Below are 17,174 nucleotides of genomic sequence, written 5' to 3' on the forward strand. Positions count from 1 at the left end.
GCCGGCATCAGTCCAGGTAGTCCCGCAGCACCTGCGAGCGGGACGGGTGGCGCAGCTTGGACATGGTCTTGGACTCTATCTGGCGGATCCGCTCACGAGTGACGCCGTAGACCTTGCCGATCTCGTCCAGGGTCTTGGGCTGACCGTCGGTGAGACCGAAGCGCATGGCCACCACGCCAGCCTCCCGCTCGGACAGGGTGTCCAGCACGGAGTGCAGCTGCTCCTGCAGCAGGGTGAAGGACACGGCGTCCGCGGGGACCACGGCCTCGGAGTCCTCGATGAGATCCCCGAACTCGGAGTCGCCGTCCTCGCCCAGGGGGGTGTGCAGGGAGATGGGCTCACGGCCGTACTTCTGCACCTCCACGACCTTCTCGGGGGTCATGTCCAGCTCGTTGGCGAGCTCCTCCGGGGTGGGCTCGCGGCCGAGGTCCTGCAGCATCTGGCGCTGCACGCGGGCCAGCTTGTTGATGACCTCCACCATGTGCACCGGGATGCGGATGGTGCGGGCCTGGTCCGCCATGGCGCGGGTGATGGCCTGGCGGATCCACCACGTGGCGTACGTGGAGAACTTGAAGCCCTTGGTGTAGTCGAACTTCTCGACCGCGCGGATGAGGCCCAGGTTGCCCTCCTGGATGAGGTCCAGGAACAGCATGCCGCGGCCGGTGTAGCGCTTGGCCAGGGACACCACGAGCCGGAGGTTCGCCTCCAGGAGGTGGTTCTTGGCGCGGCGGCCGTCGTGGATCACCCAGCGGTAGGCGCGGCGGGTGTCGGCATCCATGGAGTCGGCCTCGTCCGCGAACTTGTGCTCGGCGTAGAGCCCGGCCTCGATCCGCAGCGCGAGGTCCACCTCCTGCTCCGCGTTCAGCAGCGCGACCTTGCCGATCTGCTTGAGGTAGTCCTTGACGGGGTCTGCGGTGGCTCCGGCGACGACCACCTGCTGCGCCGGGGCGTCGTCGTCGTCGTTGCTGGTCAGCACGAAGCCGCGGGCGCTGCGGTCCTGGCGCCCCTTCATGAGCTGCGCGGACTCCTCCACCGACGCCTGCTGGGACTCCTGGGCGTCGTCGTCCTCGGCGTCGTCCTGGAGGTCCTCCGTCACGATCTCGTCCTCGGCGAGCGCCTCGTCCACGGGGTCGGCCTTCTTGCGGCCGCGCCCGGTGCCGGTGCTCTTGGGCGCGGCCTTGGCCGCACTCTTGCGGGGTGTCGCCGTGGTGCCGGGCTCCTCCTCCGCGGAGGCCTTGGCCGCGGCTCCCGCAGCCTTGGTGGTGCCCGCGGCCTTGGCGGTGCCCGTGGACTTGGCGGTGCCCGTTGTCCGCGTGCCAGTGCTCTTGGTGGCGGCCGTCTTCTTGGCCGCGGTCTTCTTGGGTGCAGCCGTCTTGCGGGCTGCCGTCCTGGTCCCCGCAGTCTTCGCGGTGGAAGCCGTCGTGGTCGAGGCCTCCGCGGTGGCCGCCGTCTGCTCTGCAGCGTCCGTCGCCGCGGTCGCGGTGGAGCTCGCCGTGCGCGACGAGGCCGCCGTGGTCTTCTTGGCGGCGGTGCTCTTGCGGGCCACGGTCTTCTTCGCGGCCGTGGTCTTGGCCGCGGTCGTCTTCTTGGCCGCCGTGGTCTTCTTGGCGGGGGCCTTCTTCGCGGCGCCGCTCGTGCTCGCGCCGCTCTGGGAGGCCGACGCCGCCGATGCGGTCTCCGCCGCGGGGGCCTGCGAGGCGGACGCGGTCTTGCTGGCAGCTGGTGACACGGAAAACCTTTCGTTGGACAGATCTTCGGACGCGTACCACGCGGGTGGCCAACACGCCTATGACCCTGTCAAGTCCGGTGCGGTGACAGGAATGTCCGTCCGGGACTCTGAGGGTCCTACTCCCGGCAACGCCACACCCCCGCAGATTGTTCCCACCCCCGGGGAGAAAGTTTTCCGCGCGGCTGCTCCGGCCCACGCACCGAACCATGGCGGTCCCCCGCCGGCCACGCACGACGACGCCCGACCCCTCCCGGGGTCCATGCCCTCAGCCGCGGCTCCAGTGGTGGCGCCCCGGCCACGCCGTGGCCCGGCTCGAGCACCACCACGGTGTGGGAAGCGTGCTCAGGCGGCGCCGGACGTCGCTCACGGCGTGGCGCCCAGCCCCCGGAGCACTGCCCTCGTGGCAGTGTCCCTCCAGCAGGCGAGCGGCCGTGAGGGACCGCCCACGGTAGTGCTCCAGCTGAGCCAGAACGGCGACCACCGTGGTGCGTGCCTCCCACCCACGGTCCTCATCCCCGGCCTTGGCCGCCAGCACCGCGTCGAGCACCTGGAGCACCCTGTGGGCGCTGTCCACGGAGTCCCAGTGCGGTGGTCCGTCCCACTCCCCGGACACCGCGGCGATGCACCGCAGTGCCTCGTCGATGGTGTCCGCGTCGGGATCCAGCTGCCCCGGGGCACACCCCTCCAGGCGCCGCGACGCCGCATGCAGCCCCACCAGCGCGGCCGCCGCGCGCTCTGGGTTGCCGGTGAGCCACATGTAGAGCAGTGCGTCCCGGCTGAGATCGTCCCCCAGGTCGTCCAGCAGCCGGAGGAGTTCGCGGTCAGGCCACGCGAGGACTTCCGCCACCCAGCGGTTCCGGTTCCTTCCCACCCGGTGCCCGGCGGCCGACCAGGCAGCGAGCCGCGCCCTGGCCTGGCCCACCGTGAGGTCGTGGGACGAGGTGGACCGTGGGGGCCGCGCGGCGGCGTGCCGGTCCGCCGTCTCCCGGGGGTTGCGCTCCGCGCAGCGCCGGAGCGCCTCGCGCAGGTGCGCTCCTCTCTCCTGCACGCAGGACCGCCACACGGGGTCGTCGCGCAGGAGCGGTGGTTCCGCTCCACTGCCCTCGGCCACGAGCTGGGCGTTCACGGGGCTGTCCCGGATCAGCCGGACCGGCAGCGCCCGCTCCGGTTCGTCGGCGTCCCACCAGTGGGTGGGCCCCACCACGAGCTGCCGCAGCATCTCGAATCCCGTGAGGTCCAGAATTCTCCGCCACCGTGCGAGGGCCCCGGAGGCCTCGGTCACCGCGTCCCCTGTCTCCGTGGCGCAGTAGACCACCACCACCAGCTCACCGCGGTGCGGCGTGCCCGCGAGGAGTCCCGCCAGGTCCTCGGCCACCGCAGGCAGGTCCGCTCGGGAATCCGGGGTGTCGAGGCTGAGGCACAGGGCGTGCCCATCCCTCACGGGAAGGAACAGCACGGTGCCGTCGCAGGGGCTGTGTCCCAGCTGGTGGGGAATCAGCGCGAGCAGGTCCTCGCAGCGGCGGACGGTCACGGTCGGGGTCGATTCAGGAGCCACGGTCATGCCCCCACGGTGCCCCGGGGTACGAACGGCCGCGTGGCCGCGGCGTCGAACGGGGAGGGCCGGGGCCGCAGGCGCACCGGGACCACCGTGGTGCAGTGCGCTCACCGCGGCACGCACCCGGCACCGCCCGCCGCGGGCGCGCCCGCCGCGAAGGGCGTCAGACCGCGTCAGACCGCATCGGGTCCGTGGAGGCGACGGACCTGGCGGCTGCACCGCAGGATGGCCAGCGTGCCCACGAGCGCCACGAGTCCCTGGGCGGCGATCGCGGGACGGAACGCCTCGCCGTCGTAGAGGGTGGACGAGATCCCGGCTCCGTGGAGCAGGTCCAGCACCAGCCCGGTGACCCAGATGGCGAGCAGGGACGCCGCGAAGCCCCCCACGTTGGCGAGTCCCGTGGCCGTGCCGCTGACCCGGGGAGGGCTGAACGAGCGCACGATGTCGAACGCGATCATGGAGGCGGGAAGGGAGAGGGCTATCAGGCACACACCCCCGTAGACCACGGCCAGCGGAGCCCTGCCCGGCCACAGCAGCAGGACCGCCCAGCCGGACCAGCTGACCGCGCAGCAGGCCAGCACCAGCCTGGAGCGGTGGTGGGCGAAGCGCGCGCTCAGCCTGCCGATCACGGGCGCCACCACCACGTTGAAGACCACGTACACCGTCATCACGGCAGAGGCCTGCCCCGGGTCCAGCCCCTGGGCGTTCTGCAGGTACGGGTAGGCCCACATCAGCGCGAACGTGTTGCCCGCGAACTGGACCGTGAAGTGCACCCAGAAGCCCAGGCGCGTCCCCGGTTCACGCAGCGCCAGGCCCATGGACGCGCGCACCGCGGAGAACGAGATGCTGTCGCTGAGCTCCCGCGCGCCGGGCGGGTGGTTGCGCAGCAGCAGTCCGGACAGCACCGCGGCGAGCATGGCGATCCCCGCCATCACCACGAACGAGGGCACCCACCCGGCGGCGTGCAGCAGCACGGCGAAGGGCAGCACGGAGAACAGCTGCCCCAGGTTGCCCGTCATGCCCACCACCTGGGAGAGCATCGGCACGCGCAGCGGCGAGAACCACACGGGCAGCAGGCGCATGACGCACACGAACGTGGCCGCGTCCCCGGCGCCCACCAGGACGCGTCCCACCACGCCCTCGGCCACCGACTGCGCCGAGGCCAGCTGCAGCTGCCCCGCGGCCATGGCCACCCCGCCCACGGTGATCAGGATGCGGGGACCGAAGCGGTCCACGAGGACCCCCACGGGAACCTGCAGCACGGCGTAGACCAGCACCTGCATCATGGAGAACAGGGAGAGACCGGAGGCCGCGGTCTGGAAGCGCTCGGCGGCTTCCACGGACGCCACCCCGAAGCTCGTGCGCTGGGCCACGGCGGAGAAGTAGGCGAACATCCCCACCGCCAGGATCAGCCACGCGGTGGGAGAGTCCCTGGACCGGGGCGCACTGGGCGAGGGGGTGCGGGGCATGCTGGAGGGCCTTCCGAGGGCTGTCGTTGCTCTGCCCCCGCGCGCACGGCCCGTGGGCTACTTGTCCTGGTGGCCGTCCGAGTCGTTGCGAGCGGCCAGGAACGCCTCGGCCGCGGCGCCGAGGTCGTCGGCGTCAGGAAGATCGGAGTCGTCGGGCCCGGCGAGGATGGACCGGCGGGCGGACGCGTCCACCACGTCATCGTAGCGCCGTTCCATGCTCTCGATGACGGCCTGCACCTCGGGGGACGAGTTCGCCTGCTCGTCGATCTGGCGGATCACGTCCCGCGAGGCCTCCCGCAGCTCGTCGGTGGGCAGCGTGCGGCCCGTGACCGCGCTGAGGTGCTCGAGAGCCGCCACGGCGGCCTGCGGGAGGTAGGACTCCGCGAGGTACTGGGGGACGTGCACGGACAGACCCACGTGGTCGATCCCGTGCTCCTGGAACCGCAGCTCCAGCAGGTGGGAGGCCGAGGCGCTCACCTCGAAGCTCGGCCGACTCCCGCCCATGCGGGGCAGCAGGTCCGCGCGCGGACCGTGGGCCGTCACGAGGACGGGGCGGGTGTGGGGCACGGGCATCGGGATGCCGTTCACGATTGCCACCAGGGAGACCCGCAACCGCTGGGCGAGCCCCACCACGGCTGCGGCGAAGCGCTCCCACTGGGTGTCCGGCTCCGGACCGGTGAGCAGCAGGAAGTGCCGGTCCAGACCGTCGGTGACGAGGTGCAGGTTCAGCTCGGGAGCCTCCCAGTCCTCGAAGTGGTCCTCCGCGAAGGTCACCCGGGGGCGCCGCGAGCGGTAGTCGTAGAGCTGGTCGAGATCGAAGCGTGCCACCGTCTCGCTCGGCATGGAGTCGAGGACCACTGCCTCGATCTGACCCGCGAGGTGCCCGGCCTCCACGTACCCGGAGAGGGCCACGATCATCGGCAGGCCACGCAGCCGGTCATCACCCAGCAGAGCGGGGTTGCCCAGGTACAGGGCCGTGGGATCCAGCACTTCTCCTCCTAGTGGACACGGGCCGCGGCGCGCCCGCAGACCACGGCGCGCGCCCTCGATGGACAGGGAACGCCTCCGGGGTCACAGGGTATTCCCGCCCCGGCGTCCGCAGCCGGATGACTAGGATCGGTGTCACACCGGCGCATCGCGCCCGGGCCCGCGGCCACCTGCACCGCGGCTCCGACCGTTCTCAGCCAGGCGTGGAAGGACATCACAGTGACCACAGCGCAAGAGATCCTCACGACCCACGAGGTGAGCCTCACCGCCGCCACCAAGCCCCTGGGCGACTCCGCCACGGACGCGCTCGTGCTGGGCGTCCTCCAGGACGGCACCGTCTCGGTGCCGAGCGACGTGAAGGCGGGAGTCCGGCGTCGTCTGGCGCAGCTCGCCGAGCGGGCGCAGGCCTCGGGCTCTCTGGAGAAGGTCGTCGTGGTCCCCGCACCCGACGACGTCCGCGCCGGTCTCGTGGTCTTCACTGGCCTCGGTGAGGGCCAGGGCCGGGAGCAGCTCGAGAACCTGCGCCTCGCCGCGGGCGCCGCGGTGCGTGCGCTGCAGGGCCGGGCCTCGTCCGCCGTGGTCTCTCTGCCTGTGGACACCGCCGAGCAGGTCCAGGCCGTGGCCGAGGGCGTGGGCCTCGCGGCGTTCGTGTACACCACCCAGAAGACCCGCACCGCAGGGGACAAGGACCGGCCCCTGGAATCCGCCGTGGTGAGCGTCCCGAAGAACCTCGCCAAGGCCGCGAAGCCCGCCATCGAGCGTGCCCGCCACGTGGCCCGCGCGGTGCGTCTGACCCGCACGCTCGTGGACCTGTCCCCGGACACCGCCACCCCGGAGTTCGTGGCGGACGTGGCCACCACCGCGGCCAAGGGCACCAAGGTCAAGGTGGAGGTGCTCGCGGAGAAGGAGCTGACCCGCGGCGGCTTCGGTGGTCTGCTCGGCGTGGGGCAGGGCTCCGTCAACGGTCCCCGGCTCGTGAAGCTGCGCTGGTCCCCGGCGCGCGCCAGGAAGCACGTGTCCCTGGTGGGCAAGGGCATCACGTTCGACTCGGGCGGACTCTCCCTCAAGCCGCCGGCCTCGATGATGACCATGAAGTCGGACATGGCGGGTGCGGCGGCCGTGCTGAGCACGGTCCTGGCCGCGGCGGCCCTCGAGCTGCCAGTGGCCGTGACCGGCTGGCTGTGCCTCGCGGAGAACCTGCCCTCGGGCTCGGCCACCCGCCCTGGCGACGTCCTGCGCATGCACAGCGGCCACACCGTAGAGGTGCTCAACACGGACGCCGAGGGTCGCCTGGTGCTCGCCGACGGCCTGTGGGCCGCCGGCCAGGAGAACCCCGACCTGCTCGTGGACATCGCCACCCTCACCGGCGCGCAGATGGCCGCTCTCGGCGTCCGCACTGCCGGTGTCATGGGTGACGACGCCGCCCGCTCCCTCGTGGTCGACGCCGCCGGTCGCGCGGGCGAGCCCGCGTGGCCCATGCCCCTGCCCGAGCACCTGCGCCCCTCACTGGACTCCTTCGTGGCGGACCTGAAGAACATGGGCGACAAGCACGGCGGAATGCTCGTGGCCGGCCTGTTCCTGCGCGAGTTCGTGCCGGAGCAGGGTGGACGCAGGCTCCCGTGGGCCCACATCGACATCGCCGGACCGTCCTTCAACGAGTCCCAGCCGTGGGGCTACACCCCCAGGGAGGGGACGGGCTTCGGCGTGCGCACGTTGCTCGAGATCGCGGCCGCCCACGCCGAGTGAGCAGCGCCGCGTGAAGTGCGCCACGTCGCGGGGCCCCACCGGGCAGCAATACCTGGTGGGGCCCCGTGGGTGGCGTTAGGCTTGACCCCAACCGTGACCGTCCTCCTCAGACCCTGGATCGGGCCTCGGGCGGACATCCGAATCCAAGAACTCGAACCCCGAGGGAGCCAACGTGGCCGACAACCAATACGACATTCTGGTCCTGGGCGGAGGATCTGCCGGGTACTCCGCCGCTCTGCGCGCGGTGCAGCTGGGCTACTCCGTGGCGTTGATCGAGAAGGAGAAGCTCGGCGGCACGTGCCTGCACTGGGGCTGCATCCCCACCAAGGCGTACCTGCACTCCGCCGAGCTCGCAGAGGGCGCCCGGGAGTCGGAGAAGTACGGCATCAAGGCCACCCTGGAGTCCATCGACATGGGCGCCGTGCGCGACTACAAGAACAAGATCGTGCAGGGCAAGTACAAGGGCCTCACCGGGCTCATGAAGATGCGCAAGGTCGATGTCATCCAGGGCAACGGCAAGCTCACGGGCAAGAACACCATCGATGTGGACGGCACCACGTACACGGGTGAGCACATCATCCTGGCCACCGGATCCGTCTCCAAGACCATGGGTCTGGAGATCGGCGGCCGCGTGATGACCTCCACCGAGGCGCTCGAGATCGACTTCGTGCCCAAGTCCGCGATCGTCCTCGGCGGCGGCGTCATCGGCTGCGAGTTCGCCTCCATGTGGCGCTCGTTCGGTGTGGACGTCACCGTGATCGAGGGCCTGCCCCACCTCGTGGCCAACGAGGATCCCGCGATCATCAAGACGCTCGAGCGCGAGTTCAAGAAGCGCGGCATCAAGTCCAACCTGGGCACCTTCTTCGAGAAGGTCGAGCAGGACGACAACGGCGCCAAGGTGACCCTCGCGGACGGCAAGGAGTTCGAGGCGGAGATCGTGCTCGTGGCCGTGGGCCGCGGTCCCAACACCGCGGACATGGGCTTTGAGGACCAGGGCATCCCCATGGACCGCGGGTTCGTCACCCCGAACGAGCGGCTGCACACGGGCGTGGGCAACATCTACGCGATCGGCGACATCGTTCCCGGCGTGCAGCTGGCGCACCGCGGATACCAGCAGGGCCGCTTCGTGGCCGAGGAGATCGCCGGGCTGAACCCCGTGGTGGTCCCGGACATCAACGTTCCCAAGGTCACCTTCACCGAGCCGGAGATCGCCTCCGTGGGCTACTCGCAGCCCAAGGCCGAGGAGAAGTTCGGCAAGGACAACGTGGAGACCTTCGAGTACAACCTGGCCGGCAACGGCAAGAGCTCGATCCTCGGCACCGGCGGCCTCATCAAGCTCGTGCGCGAGAAGGACGGCCCCATCGTGGGCTTCCACGCGATCGGCACCCGCATCAGCGAGCAGATCGGCGAGGGCCAGCTCATGGTCAACTGGGAGGCCTACCCGGAGGACGTCGCGGCGTTCGTCCACGCGCACCCCACGCAGAACGAGGCCATCGGAGAGGCTGCCATGGCACTGGCAGGCTCTCCCCTGCACGGCTGAGCCACGAGCGGGTGCGCGTCCCCGGGGACGCGCACCCGCTTGCTCCTCCCGGTACCGCCCGGGCCCGGACACGTAGAACATTTTTCGAGAAATTCTGTAGAGAGGGACGGACGCGACAATGTCTGAAACCGTTAATCTGCCCGCACTGGGTGAGTCTGTCACCGAAGGAACCGTCACCCGCTGGCTGAAGCAGGTCGGGGACGAGGTCGCGGTGGACGAGGCCCTGGTGGAGGTCTCCACGGACAAGGTGGACACCGAGGTTCCGTCCCCCGTGGCCGGTGTGGTCGAGAAGATCCTCGTGGACGAGGACGAGGACGTCGAGGTCGGCGCCCCTCTCGTCGTGATCGGCGACGGCTCCGGCGGCTCCGACCAGGACTCCGACTCCGGTGCGGACACCGCCGAGGAGTCCGCCTCGCAGGACTCCGCCGATGATTCTGGCGACTCCTCCGAGGAGGCGCAGGAGGCCCCGAAGGCCGACACCAAGCAGGCCTCGGGCAACTCGGTGGAGGTCACCCTCCCCGCGCTGGGCGAGTCCGTGACCGAGGGCACCGTGACCCGCTGGCTCAAGCAGGTCGGCGAGAGCATCGAGGTGGACGAGCCCCTGCTGGAGGTCTCCACCGACAAGGTCGACACCGAGGTCCCCTCCCCCGTGGCCGGCACCATCCTGGAGATCAAGGTCCAGGAGGACGAGGACGCCGAGGTCGGCCAGGTCCTGGCCATCGTGGGCGACGAGTCCGCGGCCGGTTCCGGCGACTCCGGCTCCGACAACGGCTCCTCCGAGCAGTCCGGTGAGACCAAGGCCGAGAAGGTCGAGGACGCCGCCACCACCGCCGACTCCGGCGAGGACACCGAGCAGGCCGCCGAGGCCAAGACCGAGCAGGCCCCGAAGGCCGACACCAAGCAGGCGTCGGGCAACTCGGTGGAGGTCACCCTCCCCGCGCTGGGCGAGTCCGTGACCGAGGGCACCGTGACCCGCTGGCTCAAGCAGGTCGGCGAGAGCATCGAGGTGGACGAGCCCCTGCTGGAGGTCTCCACCGACAAGGTCGACACCGAGGTCCCCTCCCCCGTGGCCGGCACCATCCTGGAGATCAAGGTCCAGGAGGACGAGGACGCCGAGGTCGGCCAGGTCCTGGCCATCGTGGGCGACGAGTCCGCGGCCGGTTCCGGCGACTCCGGCTCCGACAACGGCTCCTCCGAGCAGTCCGGTGAGACCAAGGCCGAGAAGGTCGAGGACGCTGCCACCACCGCCGACTCCGGCGAGGACACCGAGCAGGCCGCCGAGGCCAAGACCGAGCAGGCCCCGAAGGCCGACACCAAGCAGGCGTCGCCGCAGTCTGGCGGGGACTCCTCGTCCGCTGGTTCCCCCTCCAAGGACGTCCCCGGCTACGTGACGCCGCTGGTGCGCAAGCTCGCCCGCGAGAAGAACGTGGATCTCGGCTCGCTGACCGGTACCGGTGTGGGCGGACGCATCCGCAAGCAGGACGTGCTCGCGGCGGCGGAGAAGGCCGAGAAGTCGTCGGCTCCCGCCGTCCAGGACACCGGCGCGGACCTGTCCCCCGCCGTGTCCCGCCAGAGCACCGAGTCCGCCGCCGCCCCGGCCGCGGACGCCAAGCGTGGAACCACGGAGAAGGCTCCCCGGATCCGCATGACCATCGCCAAGCGCATGCGCGAGTCCCTGGACGTCTCCGCCCAGCTCACGCAGGTGACCGAGGTGGACATGACCCGCGTGGCCAAGCTGCGTCAGCAGGCCAAGGACCAGTTCCAGAAGCGCGAGGGCGCCAAGCTCACGTTCATGCCCTTCTTCGCCAAGGCCGTGGCCGAGGCCCTGCAGGCTCACCCGGTGCTCAACGCCACATTCAAGGAAGACTCCAAGGAGATCGTCTACAACGGCTCCGAGGACATCGCGATCGCGGTGGACACCCCCCGCGGGCTGCTGGTGCCGGTCGTGAAGAACGCCGGTGACCTCAACCTGGGTGGTCTGGCCAAGCAGATCGCCGAGCTGGGCGCCTCCGCCAAGGACGGCAGCATCTCCCCGGATGCGCTGACCGGCGGCACGTTCACCATCACGAACATCGGCTCGTTCGGTGCACTGTTCGACACCCCGATCATCAACCAGCCGCAGGTGGGCATCCTGGGGACCGGTTCGATCGTGAAGCGGCCCATGGTGGTCACGGACGCGGAGGGCAACGACACGATCGCCATCCGCCACATGTGCTACCTGTCGCTGACCTACGACCACCGTCTGGTGGACGGCGCGGACGCCGGTCGCTTCCTGAGCACCCTCAAGAAGCGCCTGGAGGCCGGGCAGTTCGAGTCGGAGGTCGGTCTCTGAGCAGCGATCCCCGGAGGGGATCCGCACGGATCCTGACGAGTGGACCAGCGGGGTGACCCGCCCCACGGGCCCGGGATGTGGAGTGCCTCACGCACGCCGCGTCCCGGGCCCGTGGTCGCTTCCGAGGGCCGCTGTCTCGGTTAGTCTCGATCCATGACATTCCTGCTGAACCTCCTCCTCTTCCTCCACATCGTGGGCGTCGCTGTGATCGTTGGCACGTGGATCTACACCATGAAGCGCCCCACCGTGACCGCTGGCCAGTTCTGGGCCGCCGTGCTCATGCTCATCACCGGTCTGGGCCTGGTGGGCATCCACGAGATGGGCGGCGGCTCGATCAACTACGCCAAGATCACCGTGAAGATCGTGATTCTGCTGGTGGTGCTCGTGGCCGCGTTCATCGGCATGCGCAAGACCCAGCGCAACGAGCCCGTGTCCACGGGCCTCGCGCACGCGGTGGGCGGCATGGCGCTCATCAACGCCGCCGTGGCCGTGTTCTGGTGATCTGAACCGCCTGGTTCGACCTCTGGAACCCCGGCGCCCGCAGTCCTCTGGTCCGCGGGAGCCGGGGTTCCTCCATGTCGGGGTCACCGTGACGGCAGCGGGGCCACGTCCACGAGACGCCATCCCTCCGGCGTCCACACCACGGTCACGCGCACTGCCTGCCGCGCCCGCGCCCCGTCACGTCGGACGTGGGCCTGCGTGGGCACCGCGCCGTCCCAGCCGCGGGTCACGATCTCGGCACGGAAGGTGCGCGTGCGCGCCTCCTCCGCCGGGGTGAGGCGCCCTCCCGGCACCCGTTCCTCCTCCTCCAGGGACTCCACCTCCATGCTGAGCCCGGAGAGGGGGGTTCCGCCGGTCCCCGGAGCAGGCTGCGCGGCGGCGCGACGGATCAGGTCACGGTCCTTGGCCGCGAGCGCCGAATCCGGGACGTACACCGCCGAGACCGCAGCTTCGTCACCGGCCGCCAGTGCCGCCGCCCGGGCGGAGACGAGCTGCGTGACGGCCTCCCGTGCTTCTCGCTCCTTGTCCTGGACCCTCGCACCGGGTGCCTCCGAGTGCGTCGTGCCGCCTTCCCGACCCGTGCGTTCCGCCGGGCCTCCATCGGCACCGTCTCCATCGGCACTCTCTCTCGCGGTTCGCCCGGTTCGTCCCTCCGCCGGCTCGGGCCCGGCTGACTCCGAGGACGTCGGTTGCGCGTCCGGGCCAGCTGACGTCCCCGGAACTGCCCCGGCCGCGCCGGCCGCCTTTCCCGGGTCCGCCGCAGCCACCGGGCCAGGAACCGCCGCGGACGACGCCGCGGCCTCCGGGTCCACACCCGCGCCGTCTGATCCGGTCCACGCGGCGTAACCGCAGGCCAGCAGGGTGGCGAGACTCGCGGCCGCCACCATGGCAAGCACTCTCGGGTGGCTTCCTGCTCGCCCCATCCACCCGGCGCGGGCATCCCCGTGCCCGAGGGCCGAGGCTGCCCCGCCCGCGGTGTCTGCACGACGTTCGAGGCCCCTCACCGAACGACCGGAGCGGATCGTGCCCGTGCGGGTGGTGCTCCTGCGGCGGTCACGTGCCGCACCCGATTCCCGTCTGCGGGCGACGTCACCTCCCTCTGACTCCGAGGCGCGGGCTGAGAACCTCCGGCGGGGCCGCACCACGGTGCCGTCCGCACGGATGATTTCCGGGGTCATACGCTCCTGCGGCCGCCGCGCGGGGGCGGGCCTGGGCGCGGGAGCGGCGAATCCGGCCGCGAGCTCCCCGGCAGTGGGGCGGACGGACGGGTCGTCGGCGAGGGCGGCCTCCAGCATGAGCACGAGGTGCCGCGGTGCGGAGGGCACCATGAGGGTGAGCGGAACCCGGTGCGAATCCGGCCCCGGCATGCGCCCGGTGAGCGCCCGCCACCCCAGGACACCGAGCGCGTACACGTCTTGGGCCCCGGATGCCGGGCCGCCCGCGGTCCCCCCAGTGCGGTCGGGGGCGCCCTCCGGGTCTCCGTCCACCAGCCCCGGCGCCGTCGAGCGGTCCCCGTGGCCCCACGCTGCAGGGAAGCCACTGCGCCCCGGGCGCACGCCGTAGCCGTCCAGCAGCACCTGCCCCTCCGCGGTGACGATCACGTGCTCCGCGCTGAGACCCCCGTGCACCCAGCCGTGCTCGTGGAGGTGGCCGAGCCCCCGGGCCGCGGCCGCGAGCACGGGTGCGATCTCCTCCGGTGTGATCCGTCCCGCCTCGCGGGCGCGCTGCGCAAGAGTCGTGCCCCTGACGTGGTCCGTGACGAGCCCCGCGACCCGGCCGTCCTGCTCCAGGGTGGCCCGCACGGACACGAGGTGAGGGTGCGGGTTCTCGGACCACGCCGCCACGAGCTCCGCGAAGTGCGCCTCCAGATCGCGGCGCAGGACCGGGTCCTCCGCGACCGCGAAGGTCACCGTGAACTCCTCCCGGCTGGTGGACTCGTGCGCCCGCCACGTGCGGGTTCCCGCCCCCTCGCCCAGCACGCCCGCAAGCTCCAGTCCCCCGAGCAGGGCTGCTCCGGACACCTCGCCGTCGCCCGCACCAGAGCCCGGGCTGCGGTCGCCCGGCACGACGCCGCCGGACCCGGCTTGCTCGCGCCCGTCCGGGTCTCCCGCCGCGCGCCCACGCACCTGCCCGTCCGGATCCCCGCCAGGACTCCCCACCGAGGGCATCGCCGGTGCTGCCCGAGCGGAGACACCGCGGCGCCCGGCTGCCGAAGCGGCGTCGGGATCCTCCAGTGCCCGGGCAGCGTCCGGGGTCCCGGTCACCGGGGCGAAGTCGTTGGCCCCGGGCACCGAGGCAGCCTGGGGGGTCCCGAGTACCGGGGCGGAATCGAAGGTCCTGGGCCCCGGGATGGGGTCCGCGCCCTGTGATCGCTGGGTCACGGAGCGCGCCGCGCGGACCCGGTCCATGGCCGAGGGCCGGGACGCGGCAGGGCGGTCGGCGGCGGTCTGCGGGGACCGCGGCTCGGACGGCGGCTCGGACGGCGGGAAACCGTGCTCGTGACGTGATCGGTGTGTGTGCATGCCACCACTGTGCCGCGCGGTCTGTGCGCCCGCTCACGTTATCCACAGGGTGGGGGAAGGGATAAGCTGGTCGAATGGCTCTGCACTTCGAACGCATCGGATTCGCCCCGGAGCTGGTGAACTACCGCGAGTGCCTGGACCTCCAGCGGCAGGTCCACCAGGAGGTCGTGGCGGGCACCCGCGGCAACACCGTGCTCATGGTCGAGCACGATCCCGTGTACACCGCCGGGCGCCGGACCGAGAAGCACGAGTACCCGTGGGACGGCACCGAGGTGGTGCCGATCGGCCGCGGCGGCAAGCTCACCTACCACGGCCCGGGCATGCTGGTGGGGTACCCCATCGTGCGTCTTCCCATCCCCCTGGACGTCGTGCGCTTCGTGCGCGTCCTGGAGGAGGTCATCATCGCCGTGGTGCGGGACTTCGGTGTTCCTGCCACCACCGTGGAGGGCCGCTCGGGTGCGTGGGTGCTCGCGGACGAGCGCGGACCGGACCGGAAGATCTCGGCCATCGGCGTGCAGGTGTCCAAGCGCGCCACGCTGCACGGCTTCGCCCTGAACTGCTCCAACGACCTGCGCCCGTTCGGCAAGATCATCCCGTGCGGCATCACTGATGCCGGCGTCACGTCCCTGAGCGAGGAGACCGGGAATCGCATCGACCCGGTGGACGTTGTGGCACGTATGGAGCAGGAGCTCACCGCACGGGAGTCCGATCTGTGCGTCCCGTTCGAACCCGAGTCCCCGGCCCCGCCGCTGCGGCTGGCACCCGCGCCCGGCGCGGCGTCGAGCACCGTGTCCTGAGGGGGCCGGCCCACACCTGTCGAAGCGCTCCCCCGCCGACACCGCGCGGTACGGAGCACCCATCGCCACCAGCGAGGAGTACGCATGACGATCGCACCCGAAGGCCGCAAGCTGCTGCGCGTCGAGGCACGCAACGCCGAGGTGCCCATCGAGAAGAAGCCGTCGTGGATGAAGAACACGGCCAAGATGGGCCCCCAGTTCACCGAGCTGAAGTCCATGGCCCGCGGCCGCGGCCTGCACACGGTGTGCGAGGAGGCCGGCTGCCCCAACATCTACGAGTGCTGGGAGGACCGCGAGGCCACCTTCCTCATCGGTGGTGACACGTGCACGCGCCGCTGCGACTTCTGCGACATCGCCACGGGCAAGCCCGGCATGGTGGACGTGGCCGAGCCCCGCAAGGTCGCGGAGTCCGTCCGGGACCTCGGGCTGCGGTACGCCACGGTGACCTCCGTGGCCCGCGACGACCTCGCGGACGGCGGCGCCTGGCTCAACGCGGAGACCATCCGCGCCATCCACACCATGAACCCCAGCACGGGCGTGGAGATCCTCATCCCGGACTTCAAGGGCCAGCCGGACGCCGTCCAGCAGGTCATCGACGCCCAGCCCGAGGTCTTCGCCCACAACCTGGAGACGGTGCCCCGGATCTTCAAGCAGATCCGCCCCGCCTTCGCGTACGAGCGCTCCCTGGACGTGCTCACGCAGGGCAAGGAGCACGGCATGATCGTGAAGTCCAACCTGATCCTGGGCATGGGCGAGACGGACGACGAGGCCTACGAGGCCCTGTGCGACCTCCACGACGCCGGCTGCGACATCATCACGCTCACGCAGTACCTGCGCCCGGGCCCCACGTTCCACCCCATCGACCGCTGGGTGAAGCCCGAGACGTTCGTGGAGCTCTCCAAGGCCGCCGAGGAGATCGGTTTCCTGGGGGTCATGGCCGGGCCCATGGTCCGTTCCAGCTACCGCGCCGGCAAGCTGTGGGCACGGGCCATGAAGAAGATGGGGCGCGAGATCCCGGAGCACCTCTCGCACATCGACGACTCCGGTTCCGCCGCCCAGGAGGCCTCCTCCCTGCTGGCCCGCCTGAGCTGAGCCCGCGGGCAGACGGATCCCGCTCACGGGCCGAGGCCCCGCCCACCCACGGACCGACGACGACGCCGCCCCCGCCCGGGCGGCGTCGTCGTCTCCCGTGCGGCCGACCCCCGCGCCGTGCGACGGCCGCTGCGTCCCGAGCCGGACCCGCCCGGTCAGCGGATAGAATGGCCCCGATCCCCTACCACCAACTGCGAGGAAGCACCGTGTCACCAGCCACGTCCACCAAGGCCAAGGCCGCCGAGCGCGACCGCAAGCGCGAGGAGAAGCGGCAGCGCAAGGCCGCCAAGGGCCCCGGCGTCTTCGCGCAGATGAAGCAGGTCTTCCAGATGACCCGCGAGAACGAGCCGAACATCCTGTGGTGGATGATCCTGCTCGGTCTCGCTGTGCTCCTGGTGTTCCTGCTCATCGGTGTGGCCCTGGGCAACTGGATCACGTGGTTCCTGATCGGCATCCCCTTCGCCGTGCTCGCGGCCGTGATCCTGCTGTCCCGGCGCGCCGAACGCGCCGCGTTCACCCGGATCGAGGGTCAGCCCGGTGCCGCCGGTGCCGCCCTGTCCACGCTCAAGCGCGGCTGGATCGTGGAGGAGGAGCCCGCGGCCATGGACCCCAAGTCCAAGGACCTGCTGTTCCGCGCCGTGGGCCGCCCCGGCGTCGTCTTCATCACCGAGGGCCCCGTGAACCGCGTGGACAAGCTCGTCAAAAAGGAGCGCCGGCGCATCGGCCCGGTGATCACCAACGTCCCGATCCACGTGATCAAGTCCGGCAACGGTGAGGGCCAGGTGCCCCTGAACAAGCTCACCAAGCAGCTGCGCGGGCTGGACAACAAGCTCACCAAGCAGGAGGTCCAGGTGGTCTACCGCCGGATGAACACCCTGCAGAACAAGCTGCCCATCCCCAAGGG

Annotated in this window: 12 protein-coding genes; 7 read left to right on the forward strand and 5 right to left on the reverse strand. The window is 71.1% G+C overall.

The window, feature by feature from the left end; genetic code table 11:
• Positions 1-7: 7 nt before the first annotated feature.
• The 4 genes from D9R02_RS05260 to D9R02_RS05275 form a co-directional block, all read right to left on the reverse strand.
• Positions 8-1,729, reverse strand: a complete 1,722-nt coding sequence (locus D9R02_RS05260; protein ID WP_431189093.1) for an RNA polymerase sigma factor — start codon at positions 1,727-1,729, stop codon at positions 8-10.
• 265 nt (positions 1,730-1,994) lie between these two features.
• A complete protein-coding gene (locus D9R02_RS05265; RefSeq protein ID WP_147435330.1) occupies positions 1,995-3,290 on the reverse strand; it encodes a hypothetical protein in 1,296 nt (431 codons plus the stop codon).
• Between the two features lie 167 nt (positions 3,291-3,457).
• A complete protein-coding gene (locus D9R02_RS05270; RefSeq protein ID WP_052239384.1) occupies positions 3,458-4,753 on the reverse strand; it encodes an MFS transporter in 1,296 nt (431 codons plus the stop codon).
• Between the two features lie 57 nt (positions 4,754-4,810).
• On the reverse strand, positions 4,811-5,743 hold the full coding sequence (locus D9R02_RS05275; RefSeq protein ID WP_039102205.1) for a proteasome assembly chaperone family protein: 933 nt from the start codon (positions 5,741-5,743) through the stop codon (positions 4,811-4,813).
• 216 nt (positions 5,744-5,959) lie between these two features.
• Here D9R02_RS05275 and D9R02_RS05280 point away from each other — a divergent pair, with 216 nt between their 5' ends.
• The 4 genes from D9R02_RS05280 to D9R02_RS05295 all read left to right on the forward strand — a co-directional run bounded on the left by D9R02_RS05280 (position 5,960) and on the right by D9R02_RS05295 (position 11,859).
• A complete protein-coding gene (locus D9R02_RS05280) occupies positions 5,960-7,486 on the forward strand; it encodes a leucyl aminopeptidase (protein WP_039102206.1) in 1,527 nt (508 codons plus the stop codon).
• 172 nt (positions 7,487-7,658) lie between these two features.
• The gene (lpdA, locus tag D9R02_RS05285; protein WP_039102207.1) at positions 7,659-9,026 is read left to right on the forward strand and encodes a dihydrolipoyl dehydrogenase; all 1,368 of its coding nucleotides are present in this window, start codon (positions 7,659-7,661) and stop codon (positions 9,024-9,026) included.
• Between the two features lie 118 nt (positions 9,027-9,144).
• Complete coding sequence (gene sucB, locus D9R02_RS05290; protein ID WP_121566478.1) at positions 9,145-11,358, forward strand: 2-oxoglutarate dehydrogenase, E2 component, dihydrolipoamide succinyltransferase; 2,214 nt, start codon at positions 9,145-9,147, stop codon at positions 11,356-11,358.
• Between the two features lie 153 nt (positions 11,359-11,511).
• Positions 11,512-11,859: a hypothetical protein gene (locus D9R02_RS05295; RefSeq protein WP_019310698.1), complete on the forward strand. Its 348-nt coding sequence runs from the start codon at positions 11,512-11,514 to the stop codon at positions 11,857-11,859.
• 83 nt (positions 11,860-11,942) lie between these two features.
• Here D9R02_RS05295 and D9R02_RS05300 read toward each other — a convergent pair whose 3' ends face one another.
• Positions 11,943-14,381 (reverse strand): serine/threonine protein kinase, encoded by a 2,439-nt coding sequence (locus tag D9R02_RS05300; protein ID WP_121566479.1) that lies wholly within the window; start codon positions 14,379-14,381, stop codon positions 11,943-11,945.
• A gap of 74 nt (positions 14,382-14,455) precedes the next feature.
• Between D9R02_RS05300 and lipB the strand changes: the two genes are divergently transcribed.
• The 3 genes from lipB to D9R02_RS05315 all read left to right on the forward strand — a co-directional run.
• Positions 14,456-15,178, forward strand: coding sequence for a lipoyl(octanoyl) transferase LipB (gene lipB, locus D9R02_RS05305; protein ID WP_121566480.1), 723 nt, complete (start codon positions 14,456-14,458; stop codon positions 15,176-15,178).
• A gap of 84 nt (positions 15,179-15,262) precedes the next feature.
• Entirely contained in the window at positions 15,263-16,270 is a 1,008-nt protein-coding gene (gene lipA, locus D9R02_RS05310; RefSeq protein ID WP_019310701.1) for a lipoyl synthase, read from the forward strand.
• A 206-nt stretch (positions 16,271-16,476) separates the two neighbouring features.
• On the forward strand, positions 16,477-17,174 hold a 698-nt coding region (locus D9R02_RS05315; protein WP_147435331.1), incomplete at its 3' end, for a DUF4191 domain-containing protein.

Source organism: Kocuria rhizophila, assembly GCF_003667225.1.
Taxonomy (GTDB): Bacteria; Actinomycetota; Actinomycetes; order Actinomycetales; family Micrococcaceae; genus Kocuria; species Kocuria rhizophila.